This is a genomic window from Nocardiopsis alba, from assembly GCF_000710955.1.
GTDB lineage: Bacteria > Actinomycetota > Actinomycetes > Streptosporangiales > Streptosporangiaceae > Nocardiopsis > Nocardiopsis alba.
This window is the reverse complement of record NZ_BAZE01000012.1, coordinates 39,066-53,935: the sequence shown is the minus strand read 5'-3', so window position 1 is coordinate 53,935 and position 14,870 is coordinate 39,066. Positions and strand designations below refer to the sequence as shown.

Sequence of the window (14,870 nt, the reverse complement as noted above, 5' to 3'; positions counted from 1 at the left end):
GAGACGGACGAACTGCATAATCGAAAGCGTGCTCGCCAACTACCGGCGCCTTTTCGCCGTGCCCCACGTCACGTCCCTTCTCGTGTGGTCCCTGACCGCCAGGTTCTACACGCCGGGACTGATGATCGCGGTCACCTTCCTGGTGGAGGGTTGGACCGGTTCCTACACCCTCGCCGGTCTGGTCGCGGGCGCCTTCACCCTGGGGATCGCGCTGGTGGGACCGTTGCGCGGACGGATGGCCGACCGCGGCGGCTCCGACCGGCTGGTGCTGGTGTGCGGTGTGGTGTTCACCCTGGGCCTGTTCGCCCTGGCCCTGTTGCCCGCCTCGCTGTGGTGGCTGTCGTTGCCGTTGGCCCTCGGAACAGGGCTGTTCGGCACCCCCGCCAACCAGATCGTGCGTGCCCTGTGGCCACGCCTGACACGAGGCCCCGAACGCCAGGCCATCTACGCGGCCGAGGCCACCACCCAGGAGCTCCTGTTCGTCTTCGCCCCGGTCCTGACCGCCGCCGTGGTCGCCATGGCCGGTCCCCGCCAGGCCCTGCTGATGCTGGGTGTACTGGGGCTGTTGGGCGCGGTGGGGTTCGCCTGGGCGTTGCGCCGTGCCGGGGTGACCGGGCCCGCGCCGGTCGAGGAGGCCCTGGAGGGAGAGGCCGCGGAGAAGGGCGACAAGGGCCCTCGCGGGAGCCTGCTGTTCCATCCCGCCCTGTGTCTGCTGTTCGCGATGTGCCTGCTGATCATCTCCGGTGTGGTCGGGATGGACCTGGTCATCGTGGCCTGGGCCAACGAGCTCGGCGCGCCCCAGTACGTGATGGTCCTGGCCTCGGTCTGGGCCCTGGGTTCGCTGGTGGGCGGTGCGGTCTCCGGCATGTTGAAGGGGGCCCCTCGGCTCACTCTGCGGGCGTTCGCCGCCGCGCTGGGCATGGCGGTCCTCATCCCCTTCGTCCCGCCGATCTCCCACCTGCCCACCCCGCTGCTGATCACCCCGCTGCTGTTCGTCTCGGGGCTGGCCCTGGCCCCGACCCTGGCCGCCATGATGGGAAGGCTCGGCGATACCGCCCCCTCCCACCGTCGCGCGGAGGCGTTCGGCTGGATGTCCACCGCCATGAGCACCGGGGCCGCGGTCGCCGGCCCGCTCACCGGAGCCCTCGTGGACACCAACGGCATCGCGGGAGGGACGGTGGGCGCGGCCTCACTGGTCCTCCTCGCCGCGGTGCTCACCCTCTTCCTCCCCCGCACGGGGGCCTCCACCGCCCCTCCCGCGGACGTTCCGGAAGAGCCGGCGTCCGACGGGACGGCCGTCCCCCTCGCGACGGACGGAGGCGATCGGATCAGTCCGTCCAGCCCTCGGGGACACGGTGGGCCCACGGTCGGGCCCGTTCCAACTGAGCGGACAGGGACAACAGCGTCCCCTCCCCGCCCATCCTCCCCGTGAACATCGAACCGATCGGCAGGCCGTCCTCGGTGTGGTGCAGCGGGACGCTCACCGACGGCTGCCCGGACACGTTGTAGACCGAGGTGAAGGGCGAGAACCAGGTCATCAGCCGGAACTCCGTCTCGGGGCCGTCCCCGGTGAAGTGGCCGACGGGGACCGGGGGCGACGCCAGCGTGGGACTGAGGACCACGTCGTAGACCTCATGGGCCGTGAGCATGGAGCGCGCCCCTCGTTGCAGGCGGCCCCAGGCCGCGACCAGGTCGGGGGCGGCGGTGGAGCGGGCGCGCTCGCGCAGCCACCGGTTGATGGCGGTGAGCTCGCCCTCTCGGGCCGGGTCCACGGGGATGGTCGAGGCGACGGCCTCCCACAGGTACTGGAAGTCACGGGCGTAGGAGCCGCCGAAGTGGGCGTCGGTGGGGGTCTCGATCTCCTCCACCTCGTGCCCCAGGTCGGTCAGGATCCTCAGGGTCCTTTCGTGCGCGGCGAGGACCTCGGCGTGGACGGGGATCCCCGCCGTCCCGGTGTCGGCGTAGTACCCGATCCGCAGCCGTCCCGGTTCGCGGAGGACGTGGTCGGCGAAGCTCGTACCGGGGGCCGTCGGCGGGGCCGGGTAGACGTCTCCGGGGGCGCTGTCCGCCATGACGTCCAGGAGCAGGGCCGCGTCCAGGACGGAGCGGGTCAGGGGCCCCGAGGTGGAGAGTCCGAACAGCTCGGCCCGGTCGGCTCCGGTGGAGATCCTGCCTCGGGTGGGCTTGAGGCCGAACAGTCCGCAGACGGAGGCCGGGATCCTGATGGAGCCCCCGCCGTCGCTCGCGTGGGCGACGGGCGCGAGTCCGGCCGCCACCGCGGCCGCGGCCCCTCCGCTGGAGCCGCCGGGCGAGAGCCGTGTGTCCCAGGGGTTGCGCGTGGGCGGGGCGACGTCGTTCTCGGTGTAGCAGGTCGACCCGAATTCGGGGGTGTTGGTCTTTCCGAGGAGGACCGCCCCCGCTTCGCGCAGTCGACCGACGACGGCGGAGTCGTTCGGGGCGACGAGATCGGCGTGGAGTCGTGAGCCGAAGGTGACACGGGCGCCCGCGAGGGGATCCAGGTCCTTGATCGGCAGAGGGATCCCGAGAAGCGGGGGGAGTTCCTCCGGCGTGTCGCGAACGATCCGGTTTCGGGCATTACGGGCCTGTTCCAGGGCACTTTTCTCAAGGACCGAAATATAGGCACCGTAACGGTCGTCGAGACGGTGAATCCGGTCCAGATAGTGCTCAGTGATCTCAACAGGCGACAGTTCACCACTGCGGATCGACGCCGCGAGCCGATGAAGGGGAAGGTCGTGAATCCGTGTCATGCCGATCGAGATTAACGGGGTAGGGCAACGGGCACCACGGCGAATGAGGTAGGTCTTCTCTAGAGAGACAGAGAAAAGGAAATCCTTCCCCGCCCGAGGTATCCGAACACATGGAGGACCACGAGTACCAGGGAGGGAAAGTGTGAGATCCAATGCACTAGGACTCGCTTATGGATGGAACTACCCTGTCCGACGTGGAATCGGCAACCAGAGTGAACAGTCGTAGCCCATCGTCCGGCGGTTCGGATCCCGACCCGCCCGAAGCCCTCTTCTTCCCCAACCAGCGCAAGGAATCCAGCACCAAGGCCCTCTACGGTGCCCTCAAGGCCAACGACGCCATGCGTCGGTGGATCATCCGGAGCACCGTGGCCGCCCTGGTCGCGGGCGGCTGCGGCATGCTCACCGGCGACTGGCGGGTCGGAGTCACCCTCGGACTGATCACACTGGTCTCGGTCATGGTGTGGAGCTCGCGCAGGGAATCGGAGATCCCGCGCTGGCGTAAGCCCTCGGCGGCACAGCGTCGCACCGAGGCCCAGCTCAAGGTCATGAAACAGCTCGGCTACCGGGTCCTGCACGCTCGCGCCGTGCCCGGCGGCAACGGTCAGATCGACCACTTCATCGTCGGTCGACGCGGCGCCTTCGCGATCGACTCCGAATCCTGGGACAAGCGCCTGCCCCTGCGCAACAAGCTGGAGAAGCTCTACCACGGGCGGTTCAGCAAGAACGAGAGGATCGACGAGGCCCTGGAGGAGGCCAAGCGGGCCGAGGAGCTCATCAGCGAGGAACTCGGCCGTGACATCAAGGTCCGGGCCTCTCTGGCCATCTACGGGCCCGGCATGCCCTGGGACAGCCACCGGCTGCGGGGCGTGGACATCATCACCGGGACCAAGGTCCGCAAGTGGCTGCGCACCGGCCGCGACCGGCTCAGTGAGACCGAGATCGAGGAGATCTATCAGGCCGCGAAGAAGGCTCTGCCACCCCGTTACTGACCCCGACCCCCTGTCCGCCCTCGGGCCCGGAGCCCCCGTACCACGGAGCCTCCGGGCCCGACGCATGTCCGCTCACCCCAGGGCGAACCAGGGCGAACATCCTTCGATGTCTCATAATACGGAACAGCCGTCTCCCCGAGCGAGACCGAAGCTGTCCGCGAGGGGGGCTACCATCGTGGGGAAACACCTGTAACGAGGGGAGCCCAACCCATGCCGGCCCTACGCTCACGCACGGTCACCCACGGCAGGAACATGGCAGGCGCACGCGCCCTCATGCGCGCCACCGGTGTAGAGCGTGAGGACTTCGGCAAGCCCATCGTGGCCGTGGCCAACAGCTTCACCGAGTTCGTCCCCGGTCACGTGCACCTGCGCGAGGTCGCCGCGGTCGTCGCCGACGCCATCCGCGAGGCGGGCGGGGTCCCCCGCGAGTTCAACTCCATCGCCGTCGACGACGGCATCGCCATGGGCCACGGCGGCATGCTGTACTCGCTGCCCAGCCGCGAGCTCATCGCCGACTCCGTCGAGTACATGGTCAACGCCCACTGCGCCGACGCCCTGGTGTGCGTGTCCAACTGCGACAAGATCACCCCGGGCATGCTGCTCGCCGCGATGCGGCTGAACATCCCCACCGTGTTCGTCTCCGGCGGCCCGATGGAGGCCGGCAAGGTCACCGTCGTGAACGGCACCGCCACCACGGTCCGCAAACTCGACCTGATCAACCCCATGATCGCCGCCGCCGACGAGAGCGTCTCCCAGGCCGAGCTGGACGAGATGGAGGAGAACGCCTGTCCGACCTGCGGTTCCTGCTCGGGCATGTTCACCGCCAACTCGATGAACTGCCTCACCGAGGCGATGGGCCTGGCCCTGCCCGGCAACGGCACCGTCCTGGCCACCCACACCGCCCGCCGGGCCCTGTACGAGGACGCCGGTCGCCTGGTCGTGAAGGCCGCCAAGCGTTACTACGAGGACGACGACGCCTCGGTGCTGCCCCTGTCCATCGCCACCCCCGCCGCCTTCGGCAACGCGATGGCCCTGGACGTGGCGATGGGCGGCTCCACCAACACGATCCTGCACCTGCTGGCCACGGCCACCGAGGCCGGTGTGGACTTCGGGCTGCCCGAGATCGACGAGATCTCGCGCCGGGTCCCCTGCCTGTGCAAGGTCGCGCCGAACACCGAGAAGTACCACATCGAGGACGTCCACCGGGCCGGAGGCATCCCCGCCATCCTGGGCGAACTGGCCCGAGGCGGTCTGCTCGACACCTCACTGCCCACCGTTCACGGCGAGACCATCGGCGAGGTGCTCGACCGCTGGGACATCGTCTCGGAGACGGTGAGCGAGGAGGCCCTGGAGCTCTTCCACGCCGCCCCCGGAGGCCGCCGCACCACCAAGGCCTACTCGCAGAGCGTCCGCTGGGACACACTGGACACCGACCGCGAGAAGGGCTGTATCCGCTCCGTGGAGCACGCCTACACCAAGGACGGCGGGCTGGCCGTGCTGTTCGGCAACCTCGCCCCGGACGGCGCGATCGTCAAGACCGCCGGCGTGGAGGAGGAACTGTGGACCTTCTCCGGCCCCGCCAAGGTCTTCGAATCCCAGGAGGACGCGGTCGACGGCATCCTCAACAAGCGGATCGTCCCCGGTGACGTGGTCGTCATCCGCTACGAGGGCCCCAAGGGCGGCCCCGGTATGCAGGAGATGCTGTACCCGACGAGCTTCCTGAAGGGACGCGGTCTGGGCAAGGCCTGCGCGCTCATCACGGACGGCCGCTTCTCCGGCGGCACCTCGGGGCTGTCCATCGGCCACGCCTCTCCGGAGGCCGCGGCCGGGGGCGATATCGCCCTGGTCGAGGACGGCGACGTCATCGAGATCGACATCCCGAACCGGGGCATCGTGCTGCGGGTCCCCGAGGACGAGCTGGACACCCGACGCGAGCGTCTGCTCAAGGAGCTGGGCCGGTTCCGGCCGCGCGACCGCGAGCGTCCGGTGACCGCCGCGCTGCGCGCCTACGCCGCGATGGCCACCTCGGCCTCCACCGGCGCGGCCCGCGACATCTCCCAGATCGAGCGCTGACCGACCCGGGGCCCACGCCCGAGGGACGTGGGCCCGGGGACCCGACGTGGTCCCACCGGACCGTGGTCGGTTCAGGAACAGCAGCCGCCCCCGCAGCACCCGCCACCGGTGGGGGCGGCGGGGGCGGACGCGCGTCCGCCCACCGCGACGGTGGACAGCAGGCGCACCGTGTCGTCGTGCCCTCGCGGGCAGTCCGCCGGGGCGTCGGAGTCGGCCATGGGCCGGGAGAGCTCGAAGGTCTCGCCGCACTCGCGGCAGCGGAAATCGTATCTGGGCATGGGCTCAGGATAGATCCGCGCTCGAGGTCCCCGGCAGGGCGACGCCCCCGGAGCCGGGCCGGGGAAGGGCTCCGTCTCCGAGGGCGTTCACGGGACCGGGTGGGACGCGTGCCCCCGACCCCGCGGGCCGCCTCAGGCGGCCAGATGCGCCATGTACGGCTCCCACTGGGGGTCGCCGTGCAGGTCACCGTTGATCAACCGCCAGTGGGGTCCCTTGGGCACCTTGGGGGTGATGTGCAGTTCCCAGCCGATCTCGTCCAGGAACTTGTCCGCCTTGCGGTGGTTGCAGGGCTTGCAGGCCGCCACGACGTTCTCCCACACGTGGGCACCGCCCCTGCTTCGAGGGATGACGTGGTCGATCGTCTCGGCCTTCTTACCGCAGTAACCGCAGGTGTGCCTGTCTCTGCGCATGAGCGCCACTCGGGTGAGGGGCACCCTGCGGCTGTACGGAACACTGATGTAGCGCCTGAGCCGGATCACCGACGGCACGTCGTAGGAGCGGGTGGCCGAATGCAGCATCGCCCCCGTGCCGTCCTCGTGGACGACCTCCGCCTTTTCCCGCAGAACGAGCAGGATCGCTCTGCGTAGCGGAAGCGTCGTCAATGGTTCGAAGCTGGCGTTGAGCAGCAGCACGTGGCGGCGGGCGGTGCCTGGACCACCCTCCCGGCTGCGTCGGGCGCTCATCGCGTCACCCCGACGGTCGTCGTCGACCGCCGTGTCTCCTTCCCGGTCGGCCGTTCGGCCGCCCGGGAAACCTCCCTGTGCACCGGTTCGAAGACCGATGTCTCCTTACGCCTTGCCACACGGACCTCCCGGTGGTTCCCGCCGAGTTGCGTCCCGCATTCAGTTTGCTGGGTGGAACCGTCCCGGCGCCACCCCAATTTACGTCGGGCGTCCAGAAAACCGCTCGTTGTCGCTTTCTGGAACCCATTGTGCGGCCGAGAAGCCGGGTTTCACGTTGCCGCCGCGCCGAACACACACGGTGAGATATGGGTGGATAGGGTGCGAAGTATGAGCGAACTCCGCTATCCCCCGGCCCAACGGCTGGACATCCAAGAGAACCTGCACGGCCACATGGTCCGGGACCCCTACCGATGGTTGGAGGAGGCCGACTCCCCCGACACCAAGGAATGGTCCGACGCCCAGGACGACCTGTACCACCGACTCGGCTCCGAACATGTCGCCCGCGACCCCTTCGCCGAACGGCTCCGCTCACTCATGGGTGCCGGGAACGTGGGGGTGCCGGTGTGGCGGGGCGAGCGCCGCTTCAGCACCCGTCTCGGCCCCGGCCAGGAGCACTCCGTACTGTCCGTCCAAGACGGCGACGGCCCCGAGCGCACCCTGATCGATCCCGGGGTCCTGGACCCGAGCGGAACGACCACCCTGGACTCCTGGAGCCCCTCCCCCGACGGCCGTCTGCTGGCCTACCAGCTCTCCGAGGGAGGCGATGAGGAGTCCCTCCTGCGCCTCATGGACGTGGACTCGGGGGAGCTCGTCGACACCCCCATCGACCGCACCCGGTACAGCCCGGTGGCCTGGCTGCCGGACGGCTCGGCCTTCTACTACGTGCGCCGGCTGTCCACCGACCTGGTCCCCGAAGGCGAGGAGAGCTACCACCGCCGCGTCTACCTGCACCGGTTGGGGACCCCCGCCGAGGAGGACGCGATCGTCTTCGGCGAGGGCCGGGACAAGACCGAGTACTACGGCCTGTCCATCAGCACGGACGGCCGTTGGCTGGTGCTGTCCTCGGCCAAGGGCACCTCCGCCGCCATCGACCTCTGGGTCGCCGACCTGCACGAGGGCCCTCTGGAGAGCCCCCGCCTGGTCACCGTTCAGGAGGGCGTCGACGCCGACACCGGCGCCCGGGTCGGCCGCGACGGTCGCCTGTACCTGCTCACCGACCGCGACGCCCCGCGCGGACGTCTGTGCGTGGTCGACCCGGCCTCCCCCGGGTACGAGAACTGGACCACCCTGATCCACGAGGACGAGGAGGCGGTGCTCCAGGGACATGCCCTCCTCGACGGCGAGGAGCTCGACTCCCCCGTGCTGCTCGCGGTCTGGAGCCGGCACGCGATCAGCGAGATCACCCGCCACGATCCGGCCTCCGGAGAGCTCCTGGGCACCCTGCCCATGCCCGGGTTGGGGAGTCTGGCCGGTCTGACCGCCCGCCCCGAGGGCGGCCACGAGGCGTGGTTCGGCTACACCGACAACACCCACCCCTCCTCGGTCTACCGCTACGACGCCCGCGCCGACACGGTGGAGCGTTGGGCCCAGGCCCCCGGCGAGGTCGACCTGCCCGAGGTCCGCACCGAGCAGGTGTCCTTCACCTCCAAGGACGGCACCACGGTCCGGATGCTGGTCGTCTCCCCGGTCGCTCCGGCGGACGGCCCCCGGCCGACCATCCTGTACGGCTACGGCGGCTTCCAGATCCCGATGACCCCCTCCTACTCCGCGACGGTCCTGTCCTGGGTCGAGGCCGGCGGCGTCTACGCCGTGGCCAACCTGCGGGGCGGCCTGGAGGAGGGCGAGCAGTGGCACCGCGACGGCATGCTCGGGAAGAAGCAGAACGTGTTCGACGACTGCGCGGCGGCCGCCGAACACCTGATCTCCTCGGGTGTCACCGACACCGACCACCTGGCGATCATGGGCGGCAGCAACGGCGGCCTGCTCGTGGGCACCATGGTCACCCAGCGACCGGACCTGTTCGCCGCCGCCGTGTGCTCGGCCCCCCTGCTGGACATGGTGCGCTACGAGAGGTTCGGGCTCGGACAGCTGTGGAGCGTGGAGTACGGCAGCGCCGACGTGCCCGAGGAGCTGGGCTGGTTGCTGGGCTACTCCCCGTACCACAACGTGCGTGAGGGCACCCGCTACCCGGCCGTCCTCTTCACCGTGTTCGACAACGACACGCGTGTGGACCCGCTGCACGCGCGCAAGCTGTGCGCGGCCCTCCAGCACGCCACCTCGTCGTCGATCGAGGAGAGCCCGGTGCTGCTGCGCAGGGAGGGAGAGGTGGGGCACAGCTCCCGTTCGGTGAGCCGCAGCGTGGAACTGAGCGCCGACCAGCTCGCCTTCCTCGCCCACCACCTGGGACTCTCGGTCGGCTGACCATCGACGCGGGCTCCGGGTGGGAGAGCAAGGACACAGGACCACCCGGGGCCCCGTCCGGTCCTCTTTGGAACAATGAGGGGTCGTGCCCCGACGTTCCCCGCCGGGCGCACCCGAGCGCAGGAGCCCCTCCGGGGGTGACCCGAGGGAGAGGACCCGCAACGTGACCCCGACCGAGACCACCGCCGAGACCAAGCGGTACGTGCACCACGCGCAGGTGCGCTACGCCGACCTGGACCCCCAGCAGCACGTCAACAACGTGCGGATGCTCACCTACCTGGAGGACGCCCGGGTCTCGTTCCTCAACCTGGGCTCGGTGGCGCGGGGCGATGGCTTCGGGGCCATGGTGGTGGCCCGTCAGGAGGCCGATTACGTCGCCCCGCTGCTGCCCCGGACCGACCCGGTGCGGGTCGAACTGTGGGTGACACAGGTGCGCAACGCCAGCTGCACCCTGGCCTACGAGATCCTCGACGACGAGCGCGTGTACCTGAAGGCCTCGACCGTCCTGGTCGGTTTCGACGTGGCGACGCAGAGCGCCCGGCGTCTGAACGACACCGAGCGCGCCCTGCTCGCCGAGTACTCCTGAGCGGAACCGCCCCGGCTCAACGCTTCAGTGAGATGGTGATGGCCTCGCCGTCGTCGTCACCGTCGTCCGAGCCGCCCGCACGCACACCGCCGTCGGGTCCGACCGTCACCGAGGTCGGCTCGGCCACCTCCGGAGGCGTGGCCTCCTCCGGGACGTTGACCATGCTGTGCGCGGCCATGACCATGTACTCCCAGAGACGGCGCTCCAGGCTCTGGGGCAGCTCCAGGGAGTCCACCGCGGCGCGCATGTGCTCCAGCCACAGGTCGCGCTCGACGGCACCGATGCGGAAGGGGAAGTGCCGCATCCGCAGACGCGGGTGGCCGCGCAGCTCGTTGTAGGTGCGCGGCCCTCCCCAGTACTGGATGAGGAACAGCCGGAGCCGTTCCTCGGCGGGGCCGAGGTCCTCCTCCGGATACATGGGTCGCAAAACGGGGTCTTCGGCCACACGCTCGTAGAAACGGCGTACCAGGCGGGTGAAGGTCTCCTCCCCGCCCACGGCCTCGTAGAAGGTCGTCCGCACGGGCTCGTCGCCCGCGCTCTGGTGGTCATCACGCGCGGAAGTCATCGCCCCCAGGGTATGCGACGTCCCCCGTTCCGTCAGGTCGAGCCCTCCGGAGGGAATAGATCGACCATCGGGCACGGAAGGGCCCCGCCCTCCGAGGCCGGAGGGCGGGGCCGAACACGAGCGTTCCGCGACTAGTCGCGGGTGAGCTTGCGGTGGGTGACCGCGTGCGGACGCGCGGCGTCCGGGCCCAGGCGCTCGACCTTGTTCTTCTCGTAGGCCTCGAAGTTGCCCTCGAACCAGAACCAGTTGGCGCCACCCTCCCAGGCGAGGATGTGCGTGGCGACGCGGTCCAGGAACCAGCGGTCGTGGGAGGTGATCACGGCGCAGCCCGGGAAGTCCAGGATGGCGTTCTCCAGCGACCCGAGGGTCTCCACGTCCAGGTCGTTGGTGGGCTCGTCCAAGAGCAGCAGGTTGCCGCCCTGCTTGAGCGTGAGCGCCAGGTTGACGCGGTTGCGCTCACCACCGGAGAGCACCCCGGAGGACTTCTGCTGGTCCGAACCCTTGAAGCCGAAGGCGGCGACGTAGGCGCGGCTCGGGATCTCGACCTTTCCGACCTCGATGAAGCTCTCGCCGTCGGAGATGGTCTCCCAGACGTTCTTGGTGTCGTCGATACGACCCCGGTACTGGTCGACGTAGGAGATCTGGACGGTGTCACCGACGTTGATGGTGCCCTCGTCGGGGGTCTCCTCGCCCACGATCATCTTGAACAGCGTGGTCTTACCGACACCGTTGGGGCCGATGATGCCGACGATGCCGTTGGGCGGCAGCGAGAAGCTGAGGTTCTCGATGAGCACCCGGTCGTCGAAGCCCTTGGTGAGGTTCTTGACCTCGACCACGGTGTTGCCCAGGCGCGGACCCGGCGGGATCTGGATCTCCTCGAAGTCCAGCTTGCGGGTCTTGTCGGCCTCGGCGGCCATCTCCTCGTAGCGCTGGAGACGGGACTTGCTCTTGGTCTGACGGGCCTTGGCGTTGGAGCGGACCCACTCCAACTCCTCCTTGAGACGCTTGGCCTTCTTGGCGTCCTTCTGCCCTTCGACCTTCAGGCGGGCCTGCTTGGTCTCCAGGTAGGTGCTGTAGTTGCCCTCGTAGGGGTAGAACTGTCCCCGGTCCAGCTCCAGGATCCAGGTCGCCACGTGGTCCAGGAAGTACCTGTCGTGGGTGATGGCGATGATGGTGCCGGGGTACTTGGCCAGGTGCTGCTCCAACCAGTTCACGCTCTCGGCGTCCAGGTGGTTGGTGGGCTCGTCGAGCAGCAGCAGGTCGGGGGCCTCCAGCAGGATCTTGCAGAGGGCGACCCGACGCTTCTCACCACCGGAGAGCTGGGTGACGTCGGCGTCCCCGGGCGGGCAGCGCAGAGCGTCCATCGCCTGCTCGAGCTGGCTGTCCAGGTCCCAGGCGTTGCGGTGGTCGAGCTGCTCCTGGAGCTTGCCCATCTCCTCGAGAAGATCGTCGGAGTAGTCCGTCGCCATCTTCTCGGCGATCTCGTTGAAGCGGTCCAGCATCGCCTTGGTCTCGGCGACGCCGTCCTGCACGTTCTCCAGGACGGTCTTGGTCTCGTCGAGGTGCGGCTCCTGGGCGAGCAGGCCCACCGTGAACCCCGGCATGAGTCGCGCCTCGCCGTTGGACGGCTGCTCGATGCCGGCCATGATCTTCAGCAGCGTCGACTTACCCGAACCGTTGGGTCCCACGACACCGATCTTGGCTCCGGGCAGGAACGAACCCGAAACGTTGTCCAGGACGACCTTGTCGCCATGCGCCTTGCGCACGTTTTGCATGGTGTAGATGTACTCCGGCATGCCTCCAGCCTAGGGCGTCGGGAGATGTGCCGGGGCCACGAGTTCCGTGCGGCCTCCCCCGCCCCACAGGGGTTCGCGCCCCCTCCTATCCGATTCATCCCTATAGGCGCCCTTCCGGTGGGTCGTCGGGTTCGGGTTCCCGCTCCAAGGTCGCCCGTGTCAGGCCCTCGGCTCCCCCGTGTTCGGCCACGTATCCGGCCCAACGGTCGGCGGGCAACCCCCAACTCAAGGCCCGTTCCATCAGCACCGCCATCGCGTACCCGGGAGCGGCCTCGGTGGCGACCCGCAGGGCGGCCCTGGCCAGAGGTTCATCGTCCAGCTGCCAGGCCGCGACCGCGAGCAGGGCCGCCGGGGCGGCCCGATGGCGTTCGGGGACGTGGCGGGCGACCCTGGACCACAACCCGAGGTGGAGCCGGGCCGTCTCCGGGGTGATCCCGGCCCAGACCGCGTCCCGAGCCCGGAGATCGAGCAGATGGACCCCGAGCGCCGCCAGGGCGCCGGGGTCGGTGACACGCCCCTCCCGCTCCCTCCGGACCGCCCTGAGCACCGAGGGGACACGGCCCGCGGCCCGGGGGTCCTCGCGCCGCGCGCGTTCCTCCTCGGCCGCGGCGGCCCGTTCCGCCGTCGCGCGGGGCGTGCCCTCGACCGGTTCGAGCAGGGCCCGGATCCGGGCGTCCCGTACCGGTTCCCCGGGTTCCAGGCCCGGGAGGGGGATCGGTGCGGGTCGAGGGGCGAGGGGGTGCCCTTCCTCCGGGCAGCAGTCGGCTCCTCGGCACAGGTAGGAGAGGTAACGACCGTCGGTGATCCGCAGCGCCTCCGGCACCGCCAGGCCCGCCGTCCCGGCCGCCACGAGCAGCGAGGTCACGTGGGGGTCCACCCGTTCCGCCGGGCCGAAGGCGATCACCAGGATCGAGTCGGCCGAGGAGCGCAGGGCGATCTCCACCGCGCTCGAACCACCGTGTTCGGTCGCCGAGGTCCGCTCCAGGTGGTCGAGGGGGCCGTACAGCACCCCGAGGACCTCGTGCCGGTCCAGGACCAGGGTGACGACCGCGTCGACGAGCGGTCGGCGGACCAGGCGGGGCAGGATCGCCAGGAGGTCGTTCGCGTCGTTCAGCCGCAGTGGGGGGCCGAGGGTCGGCGGTCGAGGGCCGGGGCCGGCGCCCCCTCCGTCGAAGGCGGCGGGGCCGTCGGTGGGTCGGGGAAGGTCGTCGGGGTCCGGGGAGGGTTCGTACCGATCACGAGGCATGTACTCACGTTCGGTCACCGGGCGGTGACGGCGCAAGCACAGGTGTCGGAGCCTGTGGACAACCCGCGCGCCTCCCCGACCCACCGCTCAGAGTTGATCGGCCGAACCGCCGGCCCGGTGGGTCTCCCCCTCCCGGGGGCCGGGGATCTTCCCGCTCACCTCGGGCCGCCCCGCGGGCAGGCAGACCCGGTCGCGGCCGGTCTCCTTGGCCCGGTAGAGCGCGAGGTCGGCCGCGGTGAGCAGCTCGACGAGATCGTCGCCGTGGTCGCCGACCACCGCCAAACCGATCGAGATGGTGATCGACACGGGGACGTCGTCCACCGCGATCTCCATCCGGCCGACCTGGGAGCGCAGTCGTTCCGCCGCCTGCCATGCCTCGGTGGTGTCCGCGCCCGGCAGCAGGACCACGAACTCCTCGCCCCCGAAGCGACCGAGCAGGTCGGACTGGCGCAACTGCTGGGAGATGGTGGTGGCCACCCCCAGCAGGACCTGGTCGCCGAAGAGGTGCCCGTAGTTGTCGTTGACCCGTTTGAAGTGGTCGATGTCGACGATGAGCACGGCGGCCTGACCGGACGAGGAACGCGCGCGAGCGATCTGCGCCGCCGCCTCCTGTTCCCAGGTGGGGGCGTTGAGGAGCCCGGTCTTGGGGTCGGTACGGGCGGCGGTCTGCAACTGCTGGTAGACGAGGCTGCGCTGGAGCAGGAGCACCGGGGGAACGGCGATCACCAGCAGGAACAGGGAGAGCTGCGCGAGGATGGCGACGGTGACGCCGACACATAATTCGACGGAGTCCACCAGGAGCGCCTCACGGTCCCACATGCTCGGCGTACTGCCGGCCCCGGTGCTGAGCCGGGCCGCGAAGAAGACCAGGAGGGTGTTGAGCAGCGTGAAGACGGCGCAGCAGGCCAGGGCCAGGAAGACGCCGTTGACGGTGGTCAGGGTCTCGTGCGCGGAGGAGGTGCCGCCGATCCCGGCGATCGGTCCGTTCTGCCCGCTGTTCCAGAGCACCGAGGCCAGGAACCCGGAGACGCCGACCGAGGCGGCGTTGAAGACCCTGCGGTGCAGGAGCGCCCGCCTGCTCCTGCGTTGCAGGATGAGGAAGACGGGCGCGGGGATCAGGAGCGAGTACAGCGGCGGCAGCAGGAGCATCGCCGGTAGCCACCAGGCGCCCAGCAGGTCGCGGCTCACGCCTTCGGGGATCCCGATGCGCCGGATCGCCTCCACGCACACCACGGCGCACAGTGTGAGGGCGACGAAGAGCGTGAGGTCGTAGGCGGTGAACACCGTCTGCGCGGCGGCCACCCCGAACAGGAACAACGCGACGAACACCAGTAGGACCAGGTAGACGACCAGCCCCGGAGGCTGTCGGAAGACCGGCCAGGACCGCCAGACCCCCGGCGGGCTCCCCTCGGGCGCCATCGGCTTCTCCGAGATACTCACCGTTCCGTCCTCCCCCCTCGTTCC

12 protein-coding genes are annotated in these 14,870 nt (G+C 69.8%); 5 read left to right on the top strand and 7 right to left on the bottom strand.

Annotation, left to right across the window (positions count from 1 at the left end):
- Positions 1-28 precede the first annotated feature (28 nt).
- Positions 29-1,432 (top strand): MFS transporter, encoded by a 1,404-nt coding sequence (locus TR33_RS20280; RefSeq protein WP_042284783.1) that lies wholly within the window; start codon positions 29-31, stop codon positions 1,430-1,432.
- Here TR33_RS20280 and TR33_RS20275 read toward each other — a convergent pair.
- Positions 1,329-2,768 carry an amidase gene (locus TR33_RS20275; protein ID WP_084570296.1) on the bottom strand — a complete coding sequence of 480 codons (1,440 nt, stop codon included), beginning with the start codon at positions 2,766-2,768 and terminating at the stop codon, positions 1,329-1,331. The genes TR33_RS20280 and TR33_RS20275 overlap by 104 nt on opposite strands.
- A gap of 212 nt (positions 2,769-2,980) precedes the next feature.
- On the opposite strand from TR33_RS20275, the gene TR33_RS20270 reads away from it, so the two are divergent.
- Positions 2,981-3,757, top strand: coding sequence for a nuclease-related domain-containing protein (locus TR33_RS20270; protein ID WP_014911421.1), 777 nt, complete (start codon positions 2,981-2,983; stop codon positions 3,755-3,757).
- A 210-nt stretch (positions 3,758-3,967) separates the two neighbouring features.
- Positions 3,968-5,830 carry a dihydroxy-acid dehydratase gene (ilvD, locus tag TR33_RS20265; RefSeq protein ID WP_017533761.1) on the top strand — a complete coding sequence of 621 codons (1,863 nt, stop codon included), beginning with the start codon at positions 3,968-3,970 and terminating at the stop codon, positions 5,828-5,830.
- A 71-nt stretch (positions 5,831-5,901) separates the two neighbouring features.
- On the opposite strand, the gene TR33_RS20260 is transcribed toward ilvD, so the two are convergent.
- Positions 5,902-6,108: an FmdB family zinc ribbon protein gene (locus TR33_RS20260; protein ID WP_014909920.1), complete on the bottom strand. Its 207-nt coding sequence runs from the start codon at positions 6,106-6,108 to the stop codon at positions 5,902-5,904.
- Positions 6,109-6,240: 132 nt separating this feature from the next.
- Positions 6,241-6,741, bottom strand: coding sequence for an HNH endonuclease (locus TR33_RS20255; protein ID WP_014909715.1), 501 nt, complete (start codon positions 6,739-6,741; stop codon positions 6,241-6,243).
- A 378-nt stretch (positions 6,742-7,119) separates the two neighbouring features.
- Between TR33_RS20255 and TR33_RS20250 the strand changes: the two genes are divergently transcribed.
- Together TR33_RS20250 and TR33_RS20245 are read left to right on the top strand one after the other, a co-directional pair.
- On the top strand, positions 7,120-9,213 hold the full coding sequence (locus TR33_RS20250) for a prolyl oligopeptidase family serine peptidase (protein WP_042284781.1): 2,094 nt from the start codon (positions 7,120-7,122) through the stop codon (positions 9,211-9,213).
- A 163-nt stretch (positions 9,214-9,376) separates the two neighbouring features.
- Positions 9,377-9,799, top strand: a complete 423-nt coding sequence (locus TR33_RS20245; RefSeq protein WP_017533759.1) for an acyl-CoA thioesterase — start codon at positions 9,377-9,379, stop codon at positions 9,797-9,799.
- A 16-nt stretch (positions 9,800-9,815) separates the two neighbouring features.
- Here TR33_RS20245 and TR33_RS20240 read toward each other — a convergent pair whose 3' ends face one another.
- The 4 genes from TR33_RS20240 to TR33_RS20225 form a co-directional block, all read right to left on the bottom strand.
- Entirely contained in the window at positions 9,816-10,364 is a 549-nt protein-coding gene (locus TR33_RS20240) for a globin (protein ID WP_017533758.1), read from the bottom strand.
- A 131-nt stretch (positions 10,365-10,495) separates the two neighbouring features.
- Positions 10,496-12,160: an energy-dependent translational throttle protein EttA gene (gene ettA, locus TR33_RS20235; protein WP_014911447.1), complete on the bottom strand. Its 1,665-nt coding sequence runs from the start codon at positions 12,158-12,160 to the stop codon at positions 10,496-10,498.
- 100 nt (positions 12,161-12,260) lie between these two features.
- Positions 12,261-13,406 carry a DUF4192 domain-containing protein gene (locus tag TR33_RS20230; RefSeq protein WP_042284960.1) on the bottom strand — a complete coding sequence of 382 codons (1,146 nt, stop codon included), beginning with the start codon at positions 13,404-13,406 and terminating at the stop codon, positions 12,261-12,263.
- A gap of 87 nt (positions 13,407-13,493) precedes the next feature.
- On the bottom strand, positions 13,494-14,846 hold the full coding sequence (locus TR33_RS20225) for a GGDEF domain-containing protein (RefSeq protein WP_017533756.1): 1,353 nt from the start codon (positions 14,844-14,846) through the stop codon (positions 13,494-13,496).
- Positions 14,847-14,870 lie beyond the last annotated feature (24 nt).